Source organism: Rhizobium aouanii (assembly GCF_037002925.1).
GTDB classification, from domain to species: domain Bacteria; phylum Pseudomonadota; class Alphaproteobacteria; order Rhizobiales; family Rhizobiaceae; genus Rhizobium; species Rhizobium aouanii.
In genome coordinates this window covers 1-20,942 of the sequence record NZ_JBAMYD010000019.1, presented here as the reverse complement: position 1 = coordinate 20,942, position 20,942 = coordinate 1, and the positions used below count along the sequence as shown (strand labels likewise).

Annotated in this window: 22 protein-coding genes and 2 pseudogenes; 11 read left to right on the top strand and 13 right to left on the bottom strand. The window is 59.9% G+C overall.

What is annotated here, in order from left to right; all coding sequences use genetic code 11:
- The 5 genes from V8P77_RS28055 to V8P77_RS28035 all read right to left on the bottom strand — a co-directional run bounded on the left by V8P77_RS28055 (position 1) and on the right by V8P77_RS28035 (position 6,867).
- Complete coding sequence (locus V8P77_RS28055) at positions 1-2,361, bottom strand: SpoIIE family protein phosphatase (protein WP_335915329.1); 2,361 nt, start codon at positions 2,359-2,361, stop codon at positions 1-3.
- Positions 2,361-3,533, bottom strand: coding sequence for a methyltransferase domain-containing protein (locus V8P77_RS28050; RefSeq protein ID WP_335915327.1), 1,173 nt, complete (start codon positions 3,531-3,533; stop codon positions 2,361-2,363). The genes V8P77_RS28055 and V8P77_RS28050 overlap by 1 nt, the downstream gene beginning before the upstream one ends.
- Positions 3,530-4,039: a hypothetical protein gene (locus V8P77_RS28045; RefSeq protein WP_335915326.1), complete on the bottom strand. Its 510-nt coding sequence runs from the start codon at positions 4,037-4,039 to the stop codon at positions 3,530-3,532. Before V8P77_RS28045 ends, V8P77_RS28050 begins: the two co-directional genes overlap by 4 nt.
- 74 nt (positions 4,040-4,113) lie before the next feature.
- The gene (locus V8P77_RS28040) at positions 4,114-5,769 is read right to left on the bottom strand and encodes a putative bifunctional diguanylate cyclase/phosphodiesterase (RefSeq protein ID WP_335915325.1); all 1,656 of its coding nucleotides are present in this window, start codon (positions 5,767-5,769) and stop codon (positions 4,114-4,116) included.
- A 219-nt stretch (positions 5,770-5,988) separates the two neighbouring features.
- The gene (locus V8P77_RS28035) at positions 5,989-6,867 is read right to left on the bottom strand and encodes a LysR substrate-binding domain-containing protein (protein WP_335915323.1); all 879 of its coding nucleotides are present in this window, start codon (positions 6,865-6,867) and stop codon (positions 5,989-5,991) included.
- Positions 6,868-6,997: 130 nt separating this feature from the next.
- Between V8P77_RS28035 and V8P77_RS28030 the strand changes: the two genes are divergently transcribed.
- Positions 6,998-7,384, top strand: a complete 387-nt coding sequence (locus V8P77_RS28030; protein WP_138387292.1) for an ectoine synthase — start codon at positions 6,998-7,000, stop codon at positions 7,382-7,384.
- A gap of 99 nt (positions 7,385-7,483) precedes the next feature.
- Here the strand turns inward: V8P77_RS28030 and V8P77_RS28025 are convergent, their stop codons facing one another.
- Positions 7,484-7,951, bottom strand: a complete 468-nt coding sequence (locus V8P77_RS28025; protein ID WP_335915321.1) for a DUF4168 domain-containing protein — start codon at positions 7,949-7,951, stop codon at positions 7,484-7,486.
- 266 nt (positions 7,952-8,217) lie between these two features.
- Between V8P77_RS28025 and V8P77_RS28020 the strand changes: the two are divergent.
- Positions 8,218-8,358, top strand: a pseudogene (locus V8P77_RS28020) (GFA family protein); the annotation flags it as partial.
- Positions 8,359-8,471: 113 nt separating this feature from the next.
- The gene (locus tag V8P77_RS28015; protein WP_025395108.1) at positions 8,472-8,915 is read left to right on the top strand and encodes an SRPBCC family protein; all 444 of its coding nucleotides are present in this window, start codon (positions 8,472-8,474) and stop codon (positions 8,913-8,915) included.
- A gap of 58 nt (positions 8,916-8,973) precedes the next feature.
- Here the strand turns inward: V8P77_RS28015 and V8P77_RS28010 are convergent, their stop codons facing one another.
- Entirely contained in the window at positions 8,974-9,900 is a 927-nt protein-coding gene (locus tag V8P77_RS28010) for a hypothetical protein (protein ID WP_335915319.1), read from the bottom strand.
- A 141-nt stretch (positions 9,901-10,041) separates the two neighbouring features.
- On the bottom strand, positions 10,042-10,641 hold the full coding sequence (locus tag V8P77_RS28005) for a TetR/AcrR family transcriptional regulator (protein WP_335915318.1): 600 nt from the start codon (positions 10,639-10,641) through the stop codon (positions 10,042-10,044).
- 90 nt (positions 10,642-10,731) lie between these two features.
- Between V8P77_RS28005 and V8P77_RS28000 the strand changes: the two genes are divergently transcribed.
- Complete coding sequence (locus V8P77_RS28000) at positions 10,732-11,220, top strand: anthrone oxygenase family protein (RefSeq protein ID WP_335915316.1); 489 nt, start codon at positions 10,732-10,734, stop codon at positions 11,218-11,220.
- A gap of 39 nt (positions 11,221-11,259) precedes the next feature.
- Here V8P77_RS28000 and V8P77_RS27995 read toward each other — a convergent pair whose 3' ends face one another.
- Positions 11,260-11,952 carry a DJ-1/PfpI family protein gene (locus V8P77_RS27995; protein ID WP_335915314.1) on the bottom strand — a complete coding sequence of 231 codons (693 nt, stop codon included), beginning with the start codon at positions 11,950-11,952 and terminating at the stop codon, positions 11,260-11,262.
- A 238-nt stretch (positions 11,953-12,190) separates the two neighbouring features.
- Positions 12,191-12,364 (bottom strand): hypothetical protein, encoded by a 174-nt coding sequence (locus tag V8P77_RS27990; RefSeq protein WP_335915312.1) that lies wholly within the window; start codon positions 12,362-12,364, stop codon positions 12,191-12,193.
- Between the two features lie 305 nt (positions 12,365-12,669).
- Here V8P77_RS27990 and V8P77_RS27985 point away from each other — a divergent pair, with 305 nt between their 5' ends.
- Together V8P77_RS27985 and V8P77_RS27980 are read left to right on the top strand one after the other, a co-directional pair.
- Positions 12,670-12,870, top strand: coding sequence for a hypothetical protein (locus tag V8P77_RS27985; RefSeq protein WP_017961057.1), 201 nt, complete (start codon positions 12,670-12,672; stop codon positions 12,868-12,870).
- A 1-nt stretch (position 12,871) separates the two neighbouring features.
- Entirely contained in the window at positions 12,872-13,081 is a 210-nt protein-coding gene (locus tag V8P77_RS27980; RefSeq protein ID WP_170262323.1) for a hypothetical protein, read from the top strand.
- A gap of 111 nt (positions 13,082-13,192) precedes the next feature.
- On the opposite strand, the gene V8P77_RS27975 is transcribed toward V8P77_RS27980, so the two are convergent.
- A complete protein-coding gene (locus V8P77_RS27975) occupies positions 13,193-14,083 on the bottom strand; it encodes an SDR family oxidoreductase (protein ID WP_335915309.1) in 891 nt (296 codons plus the stop codon).
- Positions 14,084-14,173: 90 nt separating this feature from the next.
- Between V8P77_RS27975 and V8P77_RS27970 the strand changes: the two genes are divergently transcribed.
- The 4 genes and pseudogenes from V8P77_RS27970 (at position 14,174) to V8P77_RS27955 (ending at position 17,988) form a co-directional block, all read left to right on the top strand.
- Complete coding sequence (locus V8P77_RS27970; protein ID WP_335915308.1) at positions 14,174-14,998, top strand: helix-turn-helix transcriptional regulator; 825 nt, start codon at positions 14,174-14,176, stop codon at positions 14,996-14,998.
- Between the two features lie 119 nt (positions 14,999-15,117).
- A complete protein-coding gene (locus tag V8P77_RS27965) occupies positions 15,118-15,576 on the top strand; it encodes a hypothetical protein (protein ID WP_335915307.1) in 459 nt (152 codons plus the stop codon).
- 275 nt (positions 15,577-15,851) lie between these two features.
- Positions 15,852-17,388, top strand: a pseudogene (locus V8P77_RS27960) (cadherin-like domain-containing protein).
- 387 nt (positions 17,389-17,775) lie between these two features.
- Positions 17,776-17,988 (top strand): hypothetical protein, encoded by a 213-nt coding sequence (locus V8P77_RS27955; protein WP_017961052.1) that lies wholly within the window; start codon positions 17,776-17,778, stop codon positions 17,986-17,988.
- Between the two features lie 124 nt (positions 17,989-18,112).
- Here the strand turns inward: V8P77_RS27955 and ftsZ are convergent, their stop codons facing one another.
- Positions 18,113-19,132: a cell division protein FtsZ gene (gene ftsZ / locus V8P77_RS27950; RefSeq protein ID WP_017964879.1), complete on the bottom strand. Its 1,020-nt coding sequence runs from the start codon at positions 19,130-19,132 to the stop codon at positions 18,113-18,115.
- A 170-nt stretch (positions 19,133-19,302) separates the two neighbouring features.
- Positions 19,303-20,148, bottom strand: a complete 846-nt coding sequence (locus V8P77_RS27945) for an NmrA family NAD(P)-binding protein (RefSeq protein WP_335915306.1) — start codon at positions 20,146-20,148, stop codon at positions 19,303-19,305.
- A 230-nt stretch (positions 20,149-20,378) separates the two neighbouring features.
- Between V8P77_RS27945 and V8P77_RS27940 the strand changes: the two genes are divergently transcribed.
- Positions 20,379-20,789 carry a hypothetical protein gene (locus tag V8P77_RS27940; protein WP_335915304.1) on the top strand — a complete coding sequence of 137 codons (411 nt, stop codon included), beginning with the start codon at positions 20,379-20,381 and terminating at the stop codon, positions 20,787-20,789.
- The last annotated feature ends 153 nt before the right edge of the window (positions 20,790-20,942 follow it).

Genomic DNA, 20,942 nt, shown 5'->3' with positions numbered 1-20,942 from the left:
TCACCTATGTCGCACTGCGAGAAGCGTGATGTCGTCGTAAATCTTCTGCGATCCGATGAAGAGCATCAGTGTCGCTACAATTCCGGAAACGACTTTCTCAGCGCTCTGATCCTTCAAGCGAAGCGCTTCGCGGCACAGGCGCTCGATGCCAAACAGTTCTCCCGCATCGTTTTCGGCTTCTGTTACGCCGTCCGTGTGCAGGAGTATGAGGTCTCCCGTCTCGAAGGTTATTTCACGGGTTTTAATGAAGGCAGAAATATCGGCTTCCAGCCCGATCGGTATACCCAGATCCATGGTGTCTATGCGCTCGACTTCGCCGTTCGCCCGCACGACGACAACTTCCTCGTGTTGTCCCGACAGGATCATCTCTTTGCCGTCGTAGTCAAGAAACGCCAGCGTGAGATGCTTATCGATTTTGGTTCTCACTATGTTTTTAAACAGGGCGCTGTTCAGGTCTGTGAGAAATTTGACTGCATCGGTGTTTCCCGCTTCCTGCAGGGCGCGGGCGACGGACTGAACCATCAACATCAGCACGCCGCTTTCGAGCCCGTGTCCGGTGACGTCGCCGATGCCAATCTTCAATCGGCTTCCGTTCTTCAATACGTCGTAGTAGTCGCCGCCGACTTCTTCCGCAGGTCTCATATAGGCTGCGATCTCAAGGGCCTGAAATTCCTCAAGCTCCTGGTGCAGCGGAAGAACCATGAGCTGGATCCTCTCGGCGACGGCGAGTTCCGTTCCGAGACGTCTATTTTCTCGCTGGAGCTGCGCGTTCAGCGTTGAAATCTCTTCCTTTGCATCTTCGATTTGAGCTGTTCGCTCTTCGACAAGCTGCTCGAGATTTTCCGTGTTATAGCTGATCTGTTCGGCCATCCGATTGAATGCTTCACCAGCCTCGCCGACCTCATCTTTGCTTGTTATGGCCACCCTGACCGAATAATCCTTCGCCTGAATCCGCTTGGCGGCATCTGCAAGTGCACTGATTCCGCTCGTTATTCGTTTCGAAACCGCAACTACTGCTATAGCCACAACAAGCAGTGACATTAGGATCGCCAGGATTTGGTAGATCACGATCCGGTTGGTAGCTTCCGAAATTTTGGCTTGGGCCGCATAGAGGGAGGCCTGGATTTCTCGTTCAGGCACAACCACCCCCAGCAACATCGCCTCTTGCCGAACCGGGCCACTGACCCAGAGATTGGTCGCCGGCAGTTTCTTGACGATAACGATATAGGGGACCTCGTTGCCGTCCTGCTGCAACAGCAGGTGCTGAATGCCCTGTTCTCGGTCAAGGGCCAGTTTTGCGATGGCAGGCTGGGAGCTTCCCTTTAGGGAGCGCTCCAGGCCGGTCAAGGCGCTGGCTCCGCTCGCATCGCTCGCAGAACGCAGACCGAGGGTTTTTTCTCCTGTGCTGTTGATCGCCACAACGTTTCCGTCGGACATTGCGAGAAATCCAAAGCCGGACCGGGCCACTTTCACATTCTCAACAATCTGCGCGAGCTGGTCGAGTGTGATGTCCGCGCCAGCCGTCCCGGCGACATCCTGCCGGTCGGCTGTCCACAATGGATGAAAGAAACTGACGATCAGCTTTCCGGTAATGGCATCGGTATATGGAGCGGTCTGCGTGATATCGTCGGCGACCGGCCGCGTTTTCGCGTCCTTGGCCCAGTTCTGCCAGGACTCGTAAAGCCCGGGGAAAAAGAAGTCCCAGAAATCGGCTTCGTTGTGCCCCGAATAAAGGCGATCGAAGGTCTGAGCCTGGTCGGTGTAGGGCGCCGTCCTGAAGATTGGCCTTTCTTTCGGTCCGATGTAGTACATCTGTAGCTTGGAAGCGCCGTGCTGCAGCAGGCTCGGCGCAACGATGTCGAGAACCGCGCTCGTCTCTAGATCGCGCTGGATGTCGGGTTTCGGCCGATGGTCAGGTCCGAGCAAGTAACCCCAGACGCTCACAACCGAAGCGGAGCCGGGCAGGTTCTGAGACCATTTTCCCTTCTCGTCGTAAACAAGGCTGACGCTGCCAGGCGATGTGCGCGCGATCGCCGCGCCGACATCGGAATTACGCTCGGGATCGTCGATTTGCGCCTGGAGCACACCTGCCAAGGTGCCGACGTCGCTATGAACCTGCCGCAGGAGCAAACTCACCTGGGCTGCGGTGGAATCGGCATATGTGCGGATGTATTCCTGGCTTGCCGCTTCCAGACCCTGTCCGACTTCGAGGGTTGCGTCGCGCGACAGCCTCTGAACATTCCAAAGTGCCAGTCCGCCGCTGACCAGCAGATCAAACAGGACAGCTCCACCGACAACCAAGATGAACTTTGCCCGAAACGAACCTAGTCTTGCCGGTCTTTTCGGTGAGCTTCTGTCCATCACAGCGGCTTTCGGCCGGAAGCTGCCCAGATCGGCCAGCCTGCATAACCCTTGGGGTGAAGAGCAGCAAAGACATGATCTTTGAATCCCTGCCGGAACCTGCGAATAAAATCCGATGAGTCACCCCGCCGAACGGCCATCTCGCCCGCGTAGACATTTTCCCAAGCTTCGATGATGTCTGCGAAGTCTTGGGGATCCCCGTCAAGATTCGTGACCATAAAGGAATCGACCTTGATGTTATCGAACCCCGCGTCGGCGAGGAGGTGGCGGCTTTTCGGCCCCATCTCGACATCCATGTCGAAGTGCCTGAACAGTTTGGCGACTTCTTCGTAAGTCCATCTTATCGTTTCGGCATGTGGCTCGCCCAGACAATGCGAGTTTTTTTCGTTCGTGATGTAGACACGGCCTCCAGGCTTGCAGATGCGGTAAAGCTCCCGCAGCAGCATCTCGGGACGGTTGAAAATCTGCAGCGAATGCCGGCAGGTCACGAAGTCAAATTGATTGTCTCGCAGCAGCATCTGGGAAGCGTCGCCATAGGTGTACTCGATCCCCCGCAGATCGAAGTCAGCAGCGACCCTGCGAGCATATTCGAGGCTGCGCAGCGAATGATCCAGCGCGACGAGGCGTGCCGGTTTAAATTCCCGTTGAACAAGGGCTGCGAAATCACCAATTCCGCAACAGATATCGGCGATGACAAGACCGCTGCGCAGGCCGTGGCGAGGCAACAGTTCGCGTTCGTGCCTCCATGTCATTTTCGTCTGGGTGCGCAGAATGGGGATGAAAGTCTCATCCTCGACAAAGCTCTGGCCCGGATAAAATGCCGAATCGTAGACTTCAACCGACAAGTTCGGTTGTGATGCCGCCAGTGTCTCGAACAACGAGGTCGACCATGCCACCACGCTCGACGTGATGATGACGATCTTCCGTTCCGGCCTGGTCCGGCAGCTTGTTGCGAGCACCTCGGAGAGGGCTGCGAAGGCCATCATGTTGATGTGTGTCAGACGTTTGACGTTGAGGTAAACGACACCGCTGCATTTTTCCAAACTTTGCTGCACCAGCTCGAGGGCATCGGCAATCTCGGCGGCGCTTTCGGGCCGCATCTTGCCGGACAGCAACAGTTCCTGATTTGTCGGATCAAAATGAACGGTGAAGGATCGGAGAAGCAGGTTCATCGGAAGTTCTCGGCCGAGGGGAAATCCGCAATGATTTCTATCCTGTGCCCGCCGTCTTTCTCGATTCGGATAGCGGCGCGGAATATCGCGGCTAAATCCCTGAGCAAAACCGTCCCGTCGGACTTCATGACCAAGTCTTCAGATCCGGCTCCGGGGACAGGGTGGCGTTCGCTTGAAGCTGCATACGTGTGCTTCCGGTCAAGTGCTTCCTCGCAGGGAAACGCAATTCTCAGCCGATTGAATGTCGCACTCCGGTAGAGACTGAAATTTATCCTTCCTGGCTCGCTCGTTGAACGGAAAGCAAGTTCAATGAGCTCATTCGTCGCGACGGAAAGAAAATTGGAATATCGAGCCGGATCGCTGTGACCTTGGCCGAGAATGTCTGAGAGGTATTCTGTAATCCTGTCGCAAAACTGCCATCGGGATTTGAACATCGCAACGTTCAGTTCCAGCGATACCATCGGCGCAAATGCATGGTCATCGAAGCTAGCTGCTTCCTGTTCCAATACACCCTCCCTTCTTTTGCCTGGGGCGTCAGGTTGATGCATGCGATAGCTGTAGGCACGGCGAAAATGGTTGTTCACCGTGGCAGCGCGTGACTTATGGATGTTTCCGCCCGGGTGATGAATTCGCCAATCGCCTCGACCGGAAGCGGCCTGCTAATCAAATAGCCTTGAAGTCTGTCGCAACCCACACTGCGCAACCATTCCGCCTGCCCCGGCGTCTCTACTCCTTCGGCTGTCACCTGCATGTCGAGGTCATGTGCGAGGTTAACGATGCAGCGGACGATTGCCTGGCTTTTCAGATCGCTTTCGAGGTCGGTGATAAAGTATTTGTCGATTTTGATCGTGTCGAACGGGAATGTCTTCAGATAGCTGAGCGAAGAATATTCGGTCCCGAAATCATCAAGCGAGATTCTTATCCCTAACACGTTGAGAGTATTCAGGGTGTCGATATTGTTGACGGTCCGCTCAAGCAGCACGCTTTCGGTTATCTCAAGCTCCAGACGGTCGGGCGGCAACCCGATCAGATCCAGCGTCTGGGATACCCGATCAGTGAGGCCGCTTGTCAGGAATTCAGCCGCGGACAAATTGACCGCGACGATGTAGTTCTGCGGCCACTTCATTGCCTCGCGACATGCCTGCTCCAAAACCCACGCACCTATTTCCGGCATTATTCCATCGGCCTCGGCCATCGGAATGAATGCCGTTGGCGGAATTTTCCCAAGGAGGGGATGGTGCCATCTGAGCAATGCTTCGAAGCCGACAACGCAACCGCCCTCGGCGATGGGTTGGTACTCAACATAGAATTGTTGTTGGACCAGGGCCATGCGAAGGCTGCGGCGCAGCAGTTCGCGTTGTTCCAGCAACTCAAGCATAGAGGGATCAAACGGTCTTGCGCGACCGCGCCCGTCTTTCTTCGCGGCGTAGAGTGCGACGTCGGACGCCTTCATCAGCTGCTCCGGACTTGTACCGTCCGGTGGAGCAGCAGATATGCCGATGCTGGTACCGACAAATAGTGCGATGCCATCTATCGTGAAGGGCTTTTTGAATGCATCAACCAAAGCTTCCGCTAGCTGATGCCCTTTGGCCGGATGTCCCGGGCCCCTTGATATGACGGTGAATTCGTCACCCGCCAGTCGATAGGCTCTGTCGTCCCTGGTGAGGCACTCTTGAATACGGCTTGCAGCGAGCTGAAGCAGCTTGTCGCCTGCCGGATGCCCAAGCGTGTCGTTAACAGGTTTGAAATCGTCAAGATCGAGTTGCATCAGGGACAGAGTCTCGTCCGAGCCCGCGGTCTCCCGTAACAACACAGCGAGGTCCTCGCTGAACTGGCGTCGGTTCGGCAGTCCAGTGAGCGGATCGTGGGTGGCCAGGTGCAAAAGGGTTGCGCGCTCATCGTCGATAGATTCCTCCGACCGAACTACGGCAAACAGATCTCCGATCCGATAGATCGTCAGTCCGTGCGACCCTGGCGCGCCAAGATCCCCCGATATTTGCAAAGGCGGGGCACTGTCACCCAATGAACGGAGGGCGAGCGCAATCGCCGATTTGTCCAATTCTGGAAAATGCTCCCACAACGACGCTGCTGGTTTGACAGAAGCAGGCAGCTCATTGCCCAGCAAATTCTCGACGGGATTGAAATCGCAGTCAAAGAACAAAAGCCGGTCGATCGAGCTCGAAGCTTTTGCCTCTGTTTCTCCGAGCGCCGAGGGGGCCGCACGAATTTTCCGCATGTCCGAGGCCCTCCCTAGTCTCATGTCATAACCAGATATTGTAGCAAATCAACTCCCACACAACTTGTGCACGCCAAAATTTACATTAGGCATTTCTGATTAACAATCCCCAACCTCTGCCCAACTCGCTCACGGATGGGCTTATGCCACGTCTTTATTGGCGCGACCCATTTGCATCCATCGTCTCGGCGGCGACCCTTCGATGAGCTGCGGGGGATCTCACGCGCCCGATCCGCACTCCGTCATGAACCAGTCGATGAAGCGGTGGACCGGTTTTTTCGCCCAACTGTTCGATATGACGTAATAGCCCTGGTTCTCTGCCGTCGCGATGCCGGAAAGCATCAGCAGATCGCCGCGTTCGATCTCGCGGCGGAACACTTCGACGGGGCAGAGCGCCACGCCGTGGCCGGCAATTACGGCCGTCGCCAGCATGTTGAAATCCTGGAATATCGGGCCTCGAAGCGGCTCCGGCGCTTTCTGGCCGGCCTTGCGGAACCATTCCTTCCAGCCATCGACGGATTCGTCGTGCAGCAGATCGGCGCCGGCGAGCGAGACGTCGCCGATCGTCCAGTTGTGTTTGGCAAGGTAATGGCGGCTGGCGACAGGCTGATTGCGGCGGGAGAAGAGCAGGCGGCTTTCCCTGCCGCCGCTCAGATCCTCGCCCATGGTGATCAGCACGTCCAGGCTCTCGTCGTCGAAGCGTTCTTCGGCGCGGGCATAGACGATCCTGACGTCGAGATCGGGGGCGTTGTCCTGGAAGGAGGGCAGGGCCGGAACGAGCCAGCGCGATGCGATCGAGGGAATGCAGCCGACGGTGATGGCGCGCATGTCGTGATCGCGCCGCATATTGCCGGTCGCATGCGCGATCGCCGCCAGCGATCCGGAGACGGCCCGGTAATATTCGCCGCCGGCTGCGGTCAGCGTAATGCCGCGGCCCGATTTCTGCAGCAGCTTGCGGCCGAGCCAGGTTTCCAGATGCTTGATCTGATGGCTGACCGCCGCATGGGTGACGTGCAACTCGTCGCCCGCTTTCGAAAGGCTCATCAGGCGAGCCGTCGCTTCGAAAGCGCGCAAGGCATTCAGCGGCGGCAATTGCATGTGTAAAATTTCCTCACAGATGACGCAGGAATCATCATTTGAAAATGCCAGCTATTTCAATAGCTAATTGTTGCGGGCGATGAAAATGAATCATCGCTGCATCTTCAATAATTTATCAGGGGAATCGGCGATGTTCGTCAGAAATCTGAAAGAGGTGGAGCTCACCGAGCGTTTTGTCGATTGGGGCAACGGCACGAGCCACCGGCTGCTGACCAAAGACGACGGCATGGGCTTTACGGTGTGCCATACCGTCGTTCGCGCCAATAGCGAGGCCCTGCTTCAATACCGCAATCACCTGGAGGCTTGCTACTGCATCAAGGGCGAGGGCGAAGTGGAGGATATGGACGGCAACGTCTTTCCGATCCGCACCGGCGATATCTATGTGCTGGACAAACACGACCGGCATTATCTGCGCGGCGGGAAGGATCAGGATCTCGTTCTCGTCAGCATCTTCAACCCGCCGCTGACGGGCACCGAACGGCACGACCTGGATAATAAGAGCGGGTCGCAATACTGAGCGAGCAGTCGTCGTTTTAAGTGAGAAGCAGCGCCCTGCAAAATGGCGGGCACTGCTTCCGGCGAACGTGTTAGCGGCGCCTAAAGTGCTGTGCGCAGCCTATTGCTGCTGCTGCTGCTGGCCCGGCGGCGGCGTGCCGATCTTTTCCAGTACCTTCTTGGCCAGAGCTGGGTCGCTCTGCGCTGCCGTCAGGATCGACGAATATTCCTCGACGGAGATGTCGGGAGAAGCTTGGACGGTATCGACCATCTGCTTCTTGGCCTCCTCCTGCAGTTGTTGCTTGGCAGCCTCGTCCTTCGTCGCGCCGATCTTGGCCGAATATTCCTGTCTCACCTTGTCGACCTGCAGATAGGCAACGGCGAAGGCCTCGATTTTCTGATCGCTGACGGCTGCCGTCGCGCCGTTGCCGGACTGTGCCTGCATTGGCGGCTGTGCCTGTGCCGGCGGCGACGCTTGTGCCGGCTGCTGTTGCGCCTGGGCCATGTCGACAGCGGATGCCTGGCTGAAAGCAAGCAGACTGAAGACCGCAGCGCTCAATGTTGCGACAGATGTGTAACGAGTGATCATATTCGTTCCTCTTCAAGTGCATGATTTGATCGGCAGCAGGACCGCCTCGGTCGATCGCTCAGCCACTCAGAGGCTGGGCGAGGTCGCGACGATGAAACCTTTAAGAGGGCACGATGCGGCGGTAACGGGGCGATTTGCTGACGATTGAGCGGCGGCTTTGTGACCGCCGGCATGTCGTCAGGTGCGGAAAATTGCAGTCACCGCCACTGAGGTCCGGGTCTTTGTTCATCGCCTATCTGGATGCCTCGGCGTGGCGGTAAATCTGCTTCCTGGGTCTCGTCTTCGTGACGCTCGGCAGCTTGGACCGGCCCGAACTGATCAAGCCCCGGGTCGAGATGTTCACCCGGCGCCGACTGGCCTGGGCAAGGCCGCTCGATCTTCCGCAGCTCGACGGCATGCCTGGTTGAACCACGATACTCCAAGCAATTTTTCTTGAAGAAAAGTTCGATCCGGTGTCGGATCGGCCAGGCCTCACCCGTCCTAGCTTCGTCCATTCCGTCCATTCAAAAGGATCACGACCATGCCGAGTACCATACGCCTGCACCGCGTCCTGGCAACCAGCCCGGAGAAAGTCTATCGCGCATTCCTGGAGGCGGACGCGCTTGCCAAGTGGCTTCCGCCGAACGGCTTCCTCTGCACCGTGCATCATTCGGAGCCGGTCGTCGGCGGCACGTTCAGAATGTCCTTCCGCAACTTCACGACGGGCAATAGTCACGCCTTCGGCGGCGAGTATCTCGAGCTCGTCCCCGGCGAACGCCTGCGCTACACCGACAAATTCGAGGACCCCAACCTGCCCGGCGAAATGGAAGTCACCGTGACGCTGAAGAAGGTCTCAGTCGGCACCGAGGTGGATATCGTGCAGGCGGGCGTGCCTGACGTCATTCCGCCCGAGGCTTGTTATCTCGGCTGGCAGGAATCGCTGCGGAACCTCGCCAGGGTCGTCGAGCCCGACATCCAGGAATAGCGCGGGACCGCGCGCAAGCTGCCGGGATCGCGTCGGATTGCCGCGATCCGGCGTGAGATCATCTGATGCCGCGTTTGGCCAAGGCGTTGCGGGCAGCCGCAGCGCCCCAGTCGTCGGAAAGGTCCTGCCCTTCGATTTCGGCTTCGGCGATCGGCGTTGCCCGGACCAGCGGTACGGAGCCGAAAGGCAGCCCTTCGATCCGGCTTGCGTCTCGGCTCAGCATGATGCGGGTCATCGGGCGATAATCCTCGGTCAGCCGGCAGAACAGGATGGCGCCGTGCTTCTCGACATCGCGGGCGACACGATAACCGTCTGCCACGAGGTCTCCGATGTTGATCAACAGGTTCGCCCAGTTTTCGATCCCGGCCGCATCCAGTGTCGCGGCGTCGAATTCCATGAAAAGCTCGCATTCGACCCCGTTTTCCGGCTCGGATATGCCGGCCCAGGGGGTCGACAGTCCGTCGGTGGCAAGTGTGAGCCTTCCCGGCGCATGAATGGCGAGGATGCGGCGATGCGGACCGAACCATTTTGTCTGGGCGTGAATATTGGCCGTTCCGCGCTCGACGGCGAAGTCTTCCTGCAGCGTGCCGCGGCTCTGCCAGAAGGCGCGCCGCGCAGCGGCAGCGGTCTCGTAGATCGGGTCGTCGGGGCCGCGCGGCACGATCGTTTGGTTATAGCTGGTTTCGAGCGTGATCTTCGGCTGCATGAAGGGAAATTTCGGCTTTTTCCAGCGGATCACCACCTTGTTGAAACGTGGCCCCCCGGAGGCATCGAGCTTTTCGACGACATTCGCGATGATGTCGAGCGGATGCCTGGAATCCTCCGGGACATGCTTTCCCTCGGCATCGAGGTAGCCGCCCGTCCGGGAGGAATGCCCCGCCTGCATCGTGGTGGCGGTCCAATCGCCGCTGACCGCGCCCGCCGGCGCCTTGCCGAGAGCCGGGGCAAGTTCCCGGATCGCATCGTCAATCGAATAGGATGCCACGTCGCCCCTCCGCCTTCGCCCAAAGATCGGTCCCGCGGCCGCTCTGCCGCGAGCAGAAGCTAGAGCGGAGGCGTCGCCGATCAATAGCGGCTGGATCGATCGGCGCGGGCAAGGGTGGTGCCGGACTTTGCTGGAATTGCTCTATGCGCCGCAGAGCTTTCTGAATGCTCTCATGGCGGCGGTGGCGCGCGCGCAGACATCGTCGCCCGGCGGTTCGGGCAGCGTGCGGTTCACCCGCCTGATCTGCAGATCGCCGACCAGCAGGCTTAGGAACCATTCGGCCGCCACACCTGCGGATGGCGCCGTCAGCGCTGCCGTTTCAAGGCCGCGGCCGATCAGCTTCTCGATCAGCGGAAACACGCTATCGCGGCCGGCTACGGCGATCGTCGCTCCCAGTTCGCCGCTTTCGTCGGCGGCAGCGGCCCGGTTCAGGGAGGTTGCCTTGTCGCCCAGCAGCATCGAAAGCAGGATCGGCGCGACATGCCCGAGAGTTTCCAGGGGATCCACGTCGTCCCTTATCGCCGCATCGAGCGCCGCTTTCGTCGCCCTCGCATTGCTTTCGACCATCGTCTTGAAGAGGCCATTCTTGTCGCCGTACCAGCGATAGAGTGTTTCATTGGAGGCTTTCGCCGCCTTGGCGATATCGAGCATCGATGTGCTGCGGTAGCCTCTGTCCTTTAGAAGCTCGTAGGCCGCCGTCTCGATCTCGGCTTGACGCCTGGTCTTCGTGTCTTCCCGCATTCCGGCCACTCGCATCGTCTTGACGATAACCGTACAATCTTATACGCCTATGTAAAGACGTACAAGATAATACGGTTTTGGAGAAAGTCGATGCGCAGCACTGTTCTGGGACTGTCGATAACATCGGTCGTCTTCTCAGGGGCGATCTTCGGCTTCTTCTACGCCTGGGTCTGTTCGACGATGTGGGGGCTTGACCGGGCCGACCCGCGGGTGGCGATCGCGGCCATGCAGGCGATGAATGCGTCGGTCCGCAACGCGATGTTTTTCCCGGCCTTCTTCCTGACGCCCGCCGTTCTCGGGCTGACTGCCGCAGCCGCGCATTTCAGCGGCCGCGGAGCGGCGGCTTTCTGGTTCTGCGCGGCGGCGGCCATCTATCTGGTTTTCGGGCTGATGCTCACATTCACCGTCAACGTGCCGATGAACAAGGCGCTCGCCGCGACTGCCGTTCCTGGCGACATCGCGGCGGCGCGGGATATCTGGCAGGACTATTCGCAGCGATGGCAGGTCTGGAACCAGGCGAGGGCGCTGGCTTCCGGAATAGCCCTGGCTTTTGCAGCTTTGGGAGTATCAAGGCTGTGACGGCGTCGCCCTGATCACGCCGGCGACGACCTGTAGCCATCAGCGGATGAGAGAGGCGAGGTGCGCATCGATGGCCGCGACTTCGGAAAAGAACGTCAAGCCTCGGTCCTTCAGCGTTTCAACCGTCTCGGCGTCCGCGGTGCTCGGATGTCCTGCAAAGGGAGGCTCCGGCGCATATTCCATTTGCAGCTGGACTTCCTTGGCGAGTTCGACGCCGCCAAGCTCGGACAGGAGGCGAAAACCGAAATCGATGCCGGCGGTGACGCCGCCGCCCGTCAGCCTGTTCCTGTCCAAGACCACCCTGTCGTCTGCGGCGAGCGCGCCGAAAACCGGCAGCCGGTGGAGGGAGGCCCAATGGGTGGTGGCCCTGTATCCGATCAGCAAGCCTGCCGCCGCCAGCACCAGCGTACCGGTGCAAACGGCGGTCAGGAATCTGCATTGCGGCGCCTGCTGCCGCAGAAATGCCAGAAGACCGGGATCCTGCATGGCATCCACATGTCCCGGTCCGCCTGGCACGACGATGATGTCAAGCTGAGGACAATCCGCATACGTCAAGGTGGGGAGGATGCTGAGACCGCTCGCACTTTTGACAGGCTGGAGATCATGGCTGAGGAGTTGGCAATCGGCACCAGGCAGGCGCGTCAGAACTTCCCACGGCCCGGTGAGGTCAAGCTGGGTCAGGGCAGGGAATAAGACGAACCCGATGCGGGTGGTTTCCGTAGCGCGGCTCACTGAAATCTCTCACCTGCGGGGCGGTCGTCCAGGGCGACTCCTTCGGCCCGAGTATTTCCGTTTTCTCCGAGTCACGCAAAGGTTTATCTTTTGTTTTGAGCAATCCCGGACGCAAAACCGCTTCCAGACGCGCTCCCGTCGCTCATGTGTCCTTTCGGGGGCATTTCACGACGTCATGCGCCCAGGTTTGGGCGCAAATGGTTTCCTGCTTGGAGAAGATGAGGCGCGCCTGCGGCGCTTATTTGCTTCCGTCGTTTGGCCGCGCCTTGGCGCTGTCGTTGTTGGTCGACGAGGCGGTTTTTCCGTCTGGTTGCTGCCCGAAATATGTGCCGCCGAGATGGCCGCCGGCGCTGGTGTTCCTCACCTGCTGTTCGGCGCGTTTCTGAAGGTCACGAGCGTTGGTCTTGCTCATTTTTCGGCTCCATGTTTGAGGTGGACCTCTGATCAACCGATGGCGGACGACACTGTTCCATATTTTCTGCAGGAACCCATCGCGTCGCGGCCAGTTTATCCGCCATGGGATTCCTCGCCGACATCATAACGGGCCTTGCACTCGCAGCACCTGCGGGGCACGCCTTCGCGCTCCTAAACAAGATCGGGATGGCGAAGGCGGACTATGGGTCGTCGGTCTCCCTTGCCGCTTTACGCGAAAGTGTTGCTGCGGGAACAGTTGATGATCTTTTCGGTTTTCCTTGTTCCAACCAAGGAGGAACAACGATGGGCATGACGACACCGAAAGACGGCGCCCCCGGCACGACCGACCAGTCACCCCGCTGGGAAGGTCCGAAGGGAAATAAGCCTCGCGGCTACATGAAGGCCAAGGACGATCCGGATCGCGACCGCGACGCGCATGGCGAAAACAATCGCGACCCCGAGACCAGAGATCTCGGCGACGCGCTGAAGCAGAAGGGTGATTGACATGGCCAACCCCGAGAAAGACGCGGCCGGCCAGTTCGCCAAGTCACGGGCCGACCGGAAGAGCAGCGGCGTCGCCAGCGCCAAGCCGACCGTCATCACCGGCTCCGAGGATGCCACGGTGAACAAGAACCCGCCCGGTAAGAATAAGCCGGAGAAGGACTGGGACATCAACTATGACCCGGCCGATATGAATGAGGGCCGCTCGCGCTAGGAAGCCGGGTCATTATAATACCATCGCTTCAGAAATGTCTGTTGCGCGAGTGGACGTCCACTCAAAGGCTTTTCAAGGGCACTCTGAAGCGGCTAGCAATCTAGGCCGATGCTACCCACCGAAATAAGCCGGGTGGTCGATATCGGCGAGAAGGTCGGGCTGATCCGGCTGCCAGCCGAGCAGCGCGCGGGTGCGCGCGCTCGACGTGGGTACGTCGAAGCCGGCGAACATCGCGAACCAGCCGAAATGCTCGGCCGCTTCTTCTCGTGAGAGCGAGACGGCGGGCACACCGAGCTGCCGGCCTATGACCTCGGCGATCTGCCTGAAGGCAACTCCCTCTTCCGCGACTGCCAGGAACGGGCCGCCGACGGCGCCGCGCTCCAGCGCCAGGTGATAGACGCAGGCGGCATCGAGCCGGTGCACGGCCGGCCAGCGGTTCTGCCCTTCGCCGATATAGGCCGAGACGCCCTTGCGCCGGGCCAAATTGATCAGGATCGGCACGAAGCCGTGGTCGCCATGGCCATGCACCGAGGGCGGGAGCCGGACGGTGGAGGCGCGCACGCCACGCGCGACAAGCGATACCGCGGTGATTTCGGAGGCGCGAGGATAGGTCTCCGACGTCGGGATGGGCGGATCCTTCTCGGTGCCAACGCGGCCGGGGGCAAAGCCGAGGCCGGCTGTGACCAGCAACGGACGATCGGAGCCTTGGAGGGCTTCGCCGAGTGCCTCGATGGCGCGCCGGTCGGCGGCGCAGTTCTCTGCGAATTTCGAGAAATCATGGTTGAATGCTGTATGGATCACGGCGTCCGTCTCAGCCGCACCGCTTTTCAGGCTTTCCAGATCGTCGAGCGTGCCGTGATGGACTTCGGCACCGGCAGCCGCCAGTTGATCCGCTCCCTTGTCCGAGCGGGTGAGGCCCAACACCTTGTGCCCAGCGGCGATCAGTTCGTTGACGACGGCCGAGCCGACCCAGCCGGTGGCTCCAGTGACGAATACGCGCATCTGTTATCTCCGTTTTTGCTGGAGACACATATCCGCCCTGCCTATATCATGGTAAAGTAGTGACATTATCATGGTATAAAGGCTAACAGGATGGGTGAATTCGTCACCTCGGATAACAGGCTCGGCGTCTATCTGAAGGGGCGCCGCATCAGGCTCGATCCCGCCGCCTTCGGCTTTGCAGGGGAGAGGCGGCGCACGCCGGGTCTGCGGCGCGAGGAGGTGGCGAGCCGGGCCAATATCAGCCCGACCTGGTACACCTGGCTGGAGCAGGGCCGTGGCGGTGCGCCGTCTGCCGACGTGCTCGACAGGATCTCGCGCGCGCTGATGCTGACTGATGTGGAGCGCGAGCATCTCTTCCTCATCGGCCTCGGCCGGCCGCCCGAGGTGCGTTACCACAGACAAGAGGGCGTAACGCCGAGGTTGCAGGGCGTGCTCGATGCGCTGGACCCGAGCCCGGCGCTGATCCGCACCGCGATCTGGGACGTCGTCGCCTGGAATCGGGCGGCAACCGTGCTTCTGACCGATTACGGTGCGCTGCCGCCTGAGGAGCGCAACGTGCTGCGCTTCATCTTCCTCGATCCGCGCGTGCGCGCCGCCCAATACGACTGGGAAAGTGTCGCCCGATTCGTCGTCGCCGCCTTCCGCGTGGACGCGGCCCGCGCAGGTGCTGCAGCCGAGGTCGAGCCCCTCGTCGACGAACTATGCCGCAAAAGCCCCGAATTCCTGGCGATGTGGAGGGATAACGACGTGCGCACCCACGGCGAGGGCGCCAAGCACATCCGCCACCCTATTCTCGGCCCACTCGCTTTCGAATATTCCGCCTTCCAGGTGGATGGGCGGCCGGATCTCAGCATGGTGGTGTACAATCCGGCGACGGCGGAGGATGCGGCGAAGATCAAGGGGTTGGTGGGCTGAGGCGAGGGCAATTGGTTGATCGATGATATAGCGCTCGTCATCGCCTCAATCCCGACAAATCTGCAGTCATGCTGTGCATCGACGCGCGCAAGATTTGAGCCGTGCGGATGGGGAGTTCGATGAATTCATATCGTGCCGCGGCTTTGGTCGCCGCGTGGGTTTTGATGGTGTTGTCGGCTTCGGCGGCATCCGCCTGCAGTTGCGGTCAGTCGTCCGCGAAGGACAAGTTTGCAGAAGCTGATTTGGTCGTGAAAGGCCGTATGAAGCTGGTGACCTTCGGCGTCGAGATTCCAGATCCTCGATCCGAAGGCGAGGCGCCACGGCTGACGCGTGGCGACTTTGAGGTCGACAAGGTGCTGAAGGGGACGTTCAAGGGGAAGACTCTATCGGTCTATACAGGCGCCGGCATGGGCGACTGCGGGCGTCTGGGGGATTTCCTCAACGCGGCGTTTTACTACCACAGTGACAAGTTCGGCGTTTACGAATTCGGATTGTCGAAGACCGAATTTGCGGGGGAGACACTCTATTCTACGTCGATTTGCGACTATGCGAAGGGGCCGAAGGACGGTCAAGAGTAGGCGCCGAACCTCTCATGTTTCCATGGGGGATCTGAGAACGATCCTGTCGCTGCGGATGTAGCCGTTCTCCGAGACACAATCGACAAGGATGCTTAAGCGCGGCATCTTCCGCCGTCCATAACGGTTCGGTGTGCAATCTATAGAGCAAAGCTCCAAACATGACAAAGCTGTGAAGATCTAAAATACTACTCCTGCTAGAAAATTCATTGACCAACCCGGTCTCAGCTGCTTTTCTCCCGATAGACCAAGGCGAATGGATCTTGAAGGAGATATCCATGACAGTGCTTGCAAAACCTGTGGCGGTCGATGATGTCAGCAGTGCTTCCGAGAATGACGTGATCTCAGGCAATCTGCTGGATAATGATCTGGCCGGGGGCTCCGCCAATATGTTTCTCAACTTCTTCGACGGCGAGCGGGTGCTTGCCAAGAAGGACGGGCAGGTCACCGATATCGAGGGTGAATACGGCACGTTTCACGTCAAGGCCGACGGCTCCTATACCTATACGCTGAACGAGGCTGCCAAGGCGGGTTTCGTTGACGGGGACGCTGACGGAGACGATCGGCTACAAGATCTCCGACGGCGCCGGCAACACGGATGTCGGCCACTTCAAGCTCGACATTCACGGGGTCACGAGCCCGCCGGTCGCGATCGACGACGCCTTCTCCTTCCGCGAAGGAAGCGAAATGGCCAGCAACGTGCTCGCCAATGATCACCCGGGAGAGGCGGGCACGCTCTTCCTGCGCTCGGTCGAGGGCACGAGCATTCCTGTCGGTCAGGGGCAAGGGCAGGCGACCGACGTGGCGGGTGAATTCGGCACCTTCCATTTCGCAGGCGATGGAAGCTTCACCTACGATCTCGACCCGGCCGTCAAGGCGGGCCTCGACGATGGCGAGCATGTCACGGAGAAACTCCAATATTATAAGGTCTCCGACGGCGCCGGTCACACGGATGCCGGCGTGATTACCCTGACCGTCGACGGCGTGACGGACGGGAAGTCGTTGAATACCAGTCATGTCGAGGCCCAGGCGGATGTGGTGCGCCCCTTCCTGGACCATTACGAGCTCCAGGGGGTCGCGATCGATCCGCAAACGGGCAAGTATTACGTCAGTTCTGGCCGTGGTTTCCCAGATGATTCCATGGTGAGCATTTACGACAATGCCGCGGCATTCGAAGCCGACCATGCCAGCGGCGCCATCTCTCTTGGCGAATACGACCTTGGCGAATATGACATCGGCGGAACCTATTTTTCGGTCCGCGGTGGCGAGATCATCGGAAGAACCAACGAGGTGAGAGGCGAGGGCCCTTTCCCCGATCAGACCTATCTCGCAAAGTGGGATGCCGCAGACGGATCGCTCGATCAGCGGGGCGACCCCATCCCCGGCCTTATCGGCGAGAATGGGGCGGGTACGTTCGACTGGGGTGGATTCACGGCCGTCAATACGATGCAGGATTCGACCGGCATTTACGTTGTCGGCCGCATCGATGATTCCACCTGGCAGGTCTCCAAGATCGATCCCGACACGCTGAACCCGATCGAATCCAAGACCTTCGCCGCCGGCGGGCTCGGCTACGGCTTTGCCGTCGACGGCACGTTCTTCTTCGGCGATTCCTCCAGCAGCGAGCATATCGGCACGGCATTCGACTTCGAAACCGGGGTCAAGACGACAGTCGACGTCAACATCGCCATACCGGGAGACGACTTGATCACCAACGTGGTCTATGACTCAACGGCGGATAATCTCTACCTCACCAATACCGGGACCGACGAAATCTCCGTGGTGCACAATATTTCGGACGTCCTGTTCGTCTAGAGCAATTCCAGGAAAAGTGCGAAGCGGTTTTCCGTCCGGAATTGCGTCAAAACAAACAGTTAGAGCGGTTCTGCGTTTCCATGAAAAGCTGAACCGCTCTAGCGCATCGTGCTTTCCGAAAATCGGAATCGATTTTCGGAAAGCACGATACGAGGATGAGGGGTCTCTGGACGTCCGGCAGCAAGAGCGGCGGGCCGTGCGGAACATGGATGGTGGCCGACGCCTTCAGCCGGCCGCGTGGACCGGTTTCGGCCGATGATCTGGAACCATGATCCCGTCGTACTGTTTAACTGCAAGGCGCGGAAGCGCCGATAACGGGGATGCCGATTGCCGGCCAACCCGGTGATGACGATCGGCCTTTTCGGTTCGCCTATGGAGGAACACGACATGCAAACGACCCGATCGAAAGAACTGGCGGAGGAATACCTGCGGCTTGGCGGCAAACGGCTGGCGAAGATCGATGACAATATCGTTAAAATCCGCCACTGGGAGGATGACACGCCGGAGGCCGAGGCCTTCTGGCAGAAGCACATTGAGCCGCTGGATGACAAGCGCCGCGTAGAGGTCGTAACGCACCTTCCCACGATCAACGACAGGTGATCGCGAATCAACGACCGGTGATCGCGGCGATTTCCCTGGAGCGCATGAGATCGACGCACGACAGCGCCGCGCGTCTGAAAAGACGCGGCAGGCTGCCGTGCTCGGATATGTCGCGCCGCTGCGCTTACTGCAGCGTGCGCGTCTGGATCTGCTCGGCGGCGTGAGGCGCGGATGCGGGCAGCGGACTGCCTTCGAGGCCGGTCGCCACCACCGAGACACGGAACTTGCCGTCGAGGCTGCGGTCGAAGATTGCGCCGACGACGATATCGGCGTCTTCCTGGACTTCGTCACGAATGCGGCTTGCCGCCTCGTCCACTTCGAACAGCGTCATATCCGAACCGCCGGAGATCGAGATCAGCACGCCCCTGGCGCCCCGCATCGAGATATCGTCAAGAAGCGGGTTGGCAATGGCCGCTTCCGCCGCCTTCATCGCGCGGCTTTCACCGGAGGCTTCGCCAGTGCCCATCATCGCACGGCCCATGCCTGACATGACCGACTTCACGTCGGCGAAGTCGAGGTTGATCAGGCCTTCCTTGACGATCAAATCGGTTATGCAGCCGACGCCGGCATAGAGCACGCGGTCGGCCGTCATGAAGGCATCGGCGAACGTCGTTTTTGCATCAGCGATGCGGAAGAGGTTCTGATTGGGAATGACGATGACCGTATCGGCCGCCTGGCGAAGCGCCTCGATGCCGATTTCCGCCATCCGCATGCGGCGATTGCCTTCAAAGGTAAAGGGTTTGGTGACGACGCCGACTGTCAGGATGCCGGCCGCACGCGCAGCGCGGGCGATGACAGGTGCAGCACCTGTGCCCGTTCCACCGCCCATGCCGGCGGTGACGAAGCACATGTGCGAGCCGGCCAGGTGATCCATGATCTCATCGAGCGACTCTTCGGCAGCCGCATGGCCGACCTCCGGCAACGAACCGGCGCCGAGACCCTCCGTCACATTGGCGCCAAGCTGGATGCGACGCGTCGCCTTGGAGGTGGCCAGCACCTGAGCATCCGTATTTGCGGCGACGAATTCGACGCCTGCCAGCTTTTCCGCAATCATATTGTTGATCGCATTGCCACCACCGCCGCCGACGCCGATGACTGTAATATGCGGCCGTAGTCCAGAAATGCCGCTCTTGGCGTCCGACATCGCGCTCTCCTTTGATGCTTCGTTCATGCCCACCCTCGTTTGCGGACGGCGAATCGGGCGTCAGGATACGCGAGCAACAAGGCGGAGGCGAGGCGAAAGACGTCTCGGCGGGAGCGAACCTTTTCACATGTGACTATCGTTCTCGACAGGGATGCGTCCGCGATCGCCGCTCACCGAAGCGCGGCGATGTGGTCTTCGAGGGTGATCTCTCCGCGATTGGGCTCGCGCGGTAATTCGGGGCCGTCGAGCGTCGCCTCGGTCATGCGCGTGTAGGAGCGGGCGGCGGCGGGCGAGAAGCCGAGCTTGCGAAAGCTTTCTTCGAGCTGGTCGCGCGGCGTCGTTTTCACCTTCACCGACTTTCCGACGACCGCGGAGAAAGCTGCGGCGACATCGGCGAAAGCATATCGCCGCGGTCCCTCCACATAGTTGATGCCGACGTCACTGACTGAGCCTGCCAGGCGCGCGGCGGCCACCTTACCGAGATCGGCGGGAGAAACCATCGGCAAGATGAAGTGTTCGGGGAAGGCGGTGGTGATCATACCCTCGCGCGCCGGCTCCAGCAGCATATCGAGATTGGTATAATAGTAGGCCGCCCGGTTGATCGCCGCCGGAATGCCGCTTGCCTCAGCCAGGCGCTCGAACTCATACAGCACCGAGAGGTCGCCGATGCCATCGCCTTGCCTGGCGCCATAGGTCGATTGCACCACGAGTTTTTCAAGGTCCGAATCCTTCAGCGCCGCGGCAATGCTTCGTGCAGTCTTCAGCTCTTCGGCGTTCGTATCGGTGCCGGGATGTGCCGGCGGGTTGAGGAGAAAGCCGCGTCGGCCTCTCTGGAAGACAGCCCTCAGTGCCGCGCTATCCAAGACATCAAGCACCACGGCCTCGACATTGCCACCGTCGACCGCGCTCGCCTTCTGCTCACTATGGACGAGCGCGAATATCTTCTCGCCCGCCGGCCTCAGCGCTTCGATGACACGGGAACCGACATTTCCCGCTGCACCCAGAACGATGTACATGATTTCCACCCGGCGGTTGTTTCGGTGCAAAACGAAGCCTTGGTGCCGATGGTTCCTGTCAGATGGCGTCAAGCTGTCTTCAGCCGCCTGCCGACACATTTATGGTGAAAGCCGACCGAGTGCGTGGCCCCTGGCGCGCCGATTTCGATCACAGGCCGTGACAGGCGTGAACCAAAGCCGCGCTGCGGTGTTTACAGACACGCCTCATAACTCCGAAAGGAACGATCCCCATGCAAAGACTTCTCCTATCAGGCCTTGCCCTTGCCGCACTGGCCGGCACCGCCTTCGCCCAACAGCCGCCCGCTCCGCCACCCGCCGGGACGCCGCCCGCGGTGGGCGATCCGGCGTCACCGCCGCCTCCGCCACCGAACCCGTCTGCCTCTGATGACGACGAGCGAATGATGGGCGAGCCGGATGCAAGGCCGGGAGATCGCCCCGATTACCGCTGGCATGGTCGGAGAGGCGACATGGGCTTCCGTGGTTTCCGCGGTCATCGCCCGCCGCTGCCGTCCAAAGCAGCCCATTTCCGCATTGAGGACCGGAACACCCGGATTGATCTCAAATGCGCCGAGGACGAACCGATGAAGGCTTGCGCCGATCTGCTGCTGCAGGTCATGGATCGCCTGCAGGGCCAGGACTGATCATCCGCGCTTGAGGCGCGTGCCACACGATGATGCAACCGCCCGCGTTTGCTCGCGGGTGGTTTCAGTTTGACGCGAACGCCGCCTCGCTCTCGGTCATGTCAGCCTTGTGCCGAGGCTCTGCTGCACCGGTTGCAGATGCTCGGGACAAGC